This window comes from Solemya pervernicosa gill symbiont (assembly GCF_002020875.1).
Taxonomy (GTDB): domain Bacteria; phylum Pseudomonadota; class Gammaproteobacteria.
Genome location: NZ_MPRL01000117.1, coordinates 1 through 4,941, shown reverse-complemented (window position 1 = coordinate 4,941; position 4,941 = coordinate 1). Strand labels below are relative to the sequence as shown.

The window sequence follows — 4,941 nt, the reverse complement described above, 5'->3', positions numbered from 1 at the left end:
GGGGCGCCGTAGGCATAAACGGTCGCGTTAAGTATTTGCCGCTTGCTTGGGCTTGGACGCCCAAAACAAGCTTCCGCAAAAATAGCGACTCCCCGATGTTAGTAGTAGGTGAGTTTGGTGAACGTCTCGGAATCGTCTCGCAGAGTGATGTGGTGTGGAATCAGGGAGTTGAGCACTTTCTACGTCTGCGTAGTGTGAAATCCGCAGTTACCAATCCGCCAATCATCATTGAGCGTGAGACACCCTTTGGTGAGGCGGTGAAACAGATGGGAGAGTTTCAATCCGATGCTGTTGTTGTCGGCTATGAGGATGGCGTAAAGGGTATCTTTACCGAGCGTGATGTTGTGCGCTTTCTGGCAGAACAGCGTCATAGCGAACAGATTGGTGAGCTTGCCTCAAGACCGATTGTGACGGTAAAAGACGATGATAGCCTCTACCAGGCACGTAACATTCTCATGCAGACGCGTATCCGTCATATCGGTGTGGTCGATAAACGCGATGAGTTGATTGGCATCGTTGGATTTGCCGAGATCATGCGTAGCATTGAGCATTGAGCATTGAGCATTGAGCATTGAGCATTGAGCATGGTGTCATGCGAGAGCTTGAGCACGCTCTACAGGAGCGCGATCGTGCGCTCGATCTCTCTAAACGTCACCTACTGTTGGCTGAACGAATTATCGACTGTTCACCTGAGGGGATCATGATTACCGATCCAGAGGGAATCATCCAGTCGGTCAATCCCGCCTTTGTGAGATTGACGGGCTTTGAGTCTGAGGAGGTCATTGGCAAGAGCCCATCGATACTCAGCTCTGGACGTCATGATGAGCAGTTCTATCGTGATATGTGGAGCAAGATACATCGTGATGGTTACTGGCAGGGAGAGATCTGGAATCGACGCAAGAACTGTGAGATCTACCCAGAGCTGCTGACCATTACGGCCATTCACGATGAGAATGGTGAATTAACGCACTATGCATCACTGTTCAGTGATATCAGCAGTCTTAAAGAGAATGAGGAGCGGATCAAACATCTGGCATATTACGATCCGCTGACAGCACTACCGAATCGCCGACTCTTCCATGACCGTCTCTCTATGGCGATTGCCCATGCGCACCGTAGTTCGTCCAGGCTTGCGGTGATGTTTATCGACCTCGACCGATTCAAACTGATTAATGACAGCCTGGGTCATAAGGTTGGAGATGAACTGCTCAAGGAGGTCTCGAAACGCCTCACCCAGACAGTACGAGAAGATGACACCGTGGCCCGTATGGGGGGTGATGAGTTTGTCTTTATCCTCTCTGAAATTGACGATGAGGAAGATGCCGTCGCCTCTGCCCACCGGGTGATCGAGGCGATTACCATGCCGATTGTGATCGATGGCAATGAGCTGGTAGTGACCTGCAGTATCGGTATCAGTGTCTACCCGACCGACGGTGAGAGTAATGAGTTGCTGCTACAGAACGCCGATACGGCGATGTATCGTTCCAAGGATCTGGGGCGTAACAGCTACCAGCTCTACTCACCGACGATGAACGCTCGTTCACTGGAACATCTGGTGATGGAGAGTGGTCTACGCAGTGGGTTGGAGAATGGTGAGTTTGAGGTCTTCTATCAGCCGCTGGTCGATGCGGAATCTCAACAGGTGAAGGGTGCAGAGGCGCTACTGCGCTGGCATCACAAAGAGATGGGCATGATTGCGCCCTCTGACTTTATCCCGCTGGCTGAAGATACTGGGTTGATCATTCCGATTGGCGAGTGGGTGCTACGCAGTGCGTGCCAGCAACTGAAACGTTGGAGTGCACTGGGGCTGAGTGAATTTAAGCTGGCGGTGAATATCTCAGTGCGTCAGTTCCAGACCCTGGGCTTTATCGATGTGGCGAAAAAGATTATCGAGGAGGAGGGAGTCGATCCTGCATCGCTCGCCTTTGAGATCACTGAAAGTATGTTGATGGATGATGTGATCGATAGCATCAAGCGGCTTACCGCGATACGCGAGATGGGGGTTACCATTTCACTCGATGACTTTGGTACCGGTTACTCATCGCTCGCCTATCTGAAACGATTCCCGATCAATACCCTGAAGATCGACCGCATGTTTATAAACGATATCAGCAGCGAGCGAAATGAGGGTGCGATCGTTGCCGCGCTGATCTCGCTGGCACACAGCATGGACCTAAACGTGGTTGCTGAGGGTGTTGAGCAGAAGTGTCAGCTCGAGTACCTACGTAGCGAGGGTTGTGACACGATTCAGGGATACTATTTTGGTCAGCCAGTGACGGCTGATGATTTTGAGCAGCAATTTTTGCAGTAACTATTTTATAGAGTGGTGTACTGGTGAGTGAATTGATTGAGAGTGAGCAGCCTGTTGCAGAGGTGCAGACGGTGAGCTTCGGTGAGAAGATTAACGATATGTACCGGCGGATCAATCCGCAGGATATCGCTTCAAACCGTTACCATTCCAGTGACTTTGATAAGACTCGGGCCGAATTCATCTCGATCCGTGTCCGTATTCTGGCGTTTATTTTTGCCGCTGCCGCGCCGTTGTGGATTCCCATCGATCTCTATGCAATGGATGGCGATACCTTCTATCCCATGCTCTCACTACGCCTCGCCTTTTCTGCCACGCTGATTATTCTTGCTATGTGGGGGACAAAGTGTGCATTACTGAAAGCAGCGCAATTCAGGTTGCTGGCCTTTATCGTGGTTTGTGGTCTTTTTTATGTGGCCTCACGTCTGCTGTTTGGTGGTGGCTTACCCGAGGAGGGCATTCTGTTTGGATACTCTTTCCTACCGTTTCTCTTAGTCGCCCTGCTGGCGATTGTACCGCTGACGCTGGTTGAGGGGGTCGCTTACTGCGTTGTGGTGACAATGTTTCTAGTGGCCACAGAGCTCTACTTTGGCACCTTCTTTTCGATCCATACCATGGGTGATCTCTGGCTATTGGCGTTGCTGGGTGCTATCGCGCTGCTGGTGGAGTTGACCCAGTTGCACATGCTGCTGCGTCTCTATCGGGAGGCGACTCGCGACGTGCTGACGGGACTGGTGAATCGACGTGTGTTGATTCGGTGGCTCACAAACGAGATTGAAAAATCGAATCAAGGCGAAGGGCCCGTGTCGGTGCTACTGTTTGATCTAGACCTGTTTAAACGAATAAATGATACCTATGGTCACCCCGCAGGCGATGCCGTGCTGCAATCATTTGCGAAGCTGCTGGAGGGACGTGTTCCCACCAGTGGTCTGGTGGGGCGTTTTGGTGGTGAAGAGTTTCTCGCCATACTTCCGGGCTGTAATGAGTCGGAGGCGATAGCGATTGCAGAACGGGTTGGTGAGGCGTGTCGAAGCAGCAGCGTGATTGACTCCTCAGGTGATGTTCCGATTCGCTATACGACCAGCTCGGGTGTTGCGCAGTGGCGCGAGGGAGAAACCACCGTTGAACTCATCTCCAGGGTAGATCAGGGACTCTATCAGGCGAAGTCATCGGGTAGAGATCTAGTTGCATTGGCAAGTTAATTATCTTTTACGCTTGATATCAATCAATTAACTCCTGCAGTTATTGAATATACTTTATGACGTTTAAAGATGATCGTCGTATAGGTGGATGTAGTCAGGCATTCTCAATCAGAGACGAATGGATAAAACGCAGTGACACTATTTAAACGGTTTACACAGTTCGTATTGTTGCTATCGGCACTTGTGATGGTGGTTTCAACACCACTGCAGGCGAAGGAGCGGTTGACCTTTGGTGTCGTGCCTCAACAATCAGCGACCAAGCTGGCGCGACTCTGGGGGCCGTTTCTCAAACAGTTGGGTGAGCTAAGCGGATATGAGATCCGCTTCCGTACTGCGACCGATATTCCGACCTTCGAACAGCGCGTCTCGCTGGGTGAATATGATCTCGCCTATATGAACCCCTATCACTACACCGTTTTCCACCGCTCCCCTGGCTATATGGCTTTTGCCAAGGAGCGGGATAAGCAGATTCAGGGAATTGTAATCGTACACAAAGATAGCCCTATAACGCAGATTTCTGATCTCGATAAACAGGTAGTCGCTTTCCCATCTCCCGGCGCCTTTGCTGCCAGTATTCTGCCGCGTGCGGAGTTTGCACGAAGCGGTATTGACGTGACGCCTACCTACGTTACTTCACACGATTCGGTCTATCGTGCCGTAGCCGCAGGGCTCAAACCGGCGGGAGGAGGGGTGTTGCGTACACTCAATCGCTGACCGTCGGGGCGCCGTAGGCATAAACGGTCGCGTTAAGTATTTGCCGCTTGCTTGGGCTTGGATGCCCAAAACATGCTTCCGCAAAAATAGCGACTCCCCGGGGCTTTGTTCCTAAATTACGCGATCAATTACGAATCCTCTGGCGTACTCAGCGTTACACGCCTCACGCCTTTGCGGCACACCCCAAGCTCAAAGCTGAACAGATAGAGCGCATTTCGCAGGCAATGGTACGCATTGGTGAAGATCCGGAAGGACGTAGACTACTCAGCTCGCTCGGTTTTAAAAACGGCTTAATACAGGCCAAAGATGCCGGTTGGGATGATGTGCGTCGTTTGCAATTAGAAAAAATTCAACCACTTCAATAGAGCGCGCAATCCATGTCTTTTCGTCTCAAGACTATTCTTGGCATTGCTTTCATCGAGGCGTTACTGCTGTCGTTACTGCTCTTTGTTCTGCTCGACAAATTACATACGACCAATGAGCAAGCGCTGATCGAGCGTGCACGAGAGACAACCAGCCTATTCTCTGTCGCGGTGAAAGATGCCGTTCTTACAACGGATCTAGCAACGATCGCCAGTTTTGCAACCGATGTGATGGACAATAGCGGTCCTCTCTACGTCCGCTGACCGCCATGGATAGCGAAGCGAAGGCGGTTAGTCCGCGATAGTCGACGCCGTCTGCCTATTCGTAGTTGAGAGCGTGAGCGAACGACGGAGA

General features: G+C 51.3%; 6 protein-coding genes. All 6 read left to right on the top strand.

Translation table 11 applies throughout. From position 1 onward, the window contains the following. Nucleotides 1-554: CBS domain-containing protein (locus BOW52_RS16335; RefSeq protein ID WP_236725794.1), on the top strand; the 554-nt coding region annotated here is incomplete at its 5' end. Between the two features lie 17 nt (nt 555-571). After that, nucleotides 572-2,311, top strand: coding sequence for a putative bifunctional diguanylate cyclase/phosphodiesterase (locus BOW52_RS16330; RefSeq protein WP_078485146.1), 1,740 nt, complete (start codon nt 572-574; stop codon nt 2,309-2,311). Nucleotides 2,312-2,334: 23 nt separating this feature from the next. Continuing rightward, a complete protein-coding gene (locus BOW52_RS16325) occupies nt 2,335-3,510 on the top strand; it encodes a GGDEF domain-containing protein (RefSeq protein ID WP_078485145.1) in 1,176 nt (391 codons plus the stop codon). A 132-nt stretch (nt 3,511-3,642) separates the two neighbouring features. Continuing rightward, complete coding sequence (locus tag BOW52_RS17825) at nt 3,643-4,224, top strand: PhnD/SsuA/transferrin family substrate-binding protein (protein WP_269087674.1); 582 nt, start codon at nt 3,643-3,645, stop codon at nt 4,222-4,224. Nucleotides 4,225-4,271: 47 nt separating this feature from the next. Next, complete coding sequence (locus BOW52_RS17820; protein ID WP_172840400.1) at nt 4,272-4,589, top strand: PhnD/SsuA/transferrin family substrate-binding protein; 318 nt, start codon at nt 4,272-4,274, stop codon at nt 4,587-4,589. A 12-nt stretch (nt 4,590-4,601) separates the two neighbouring features. Then, on the top strand, nt 4,602-4,850 hold the full coding sequence (locus tag BOW52_RS16310) for a hypothetical protein (RefSeq protein WP_078485143.1): 249 nt from the start codon (nt 4,602-4,604) through the stop codon (nt 4,848-4,850). The last annotated feature ends 91 nt before the right edge of the window (nt 4,851-4,941 follow it).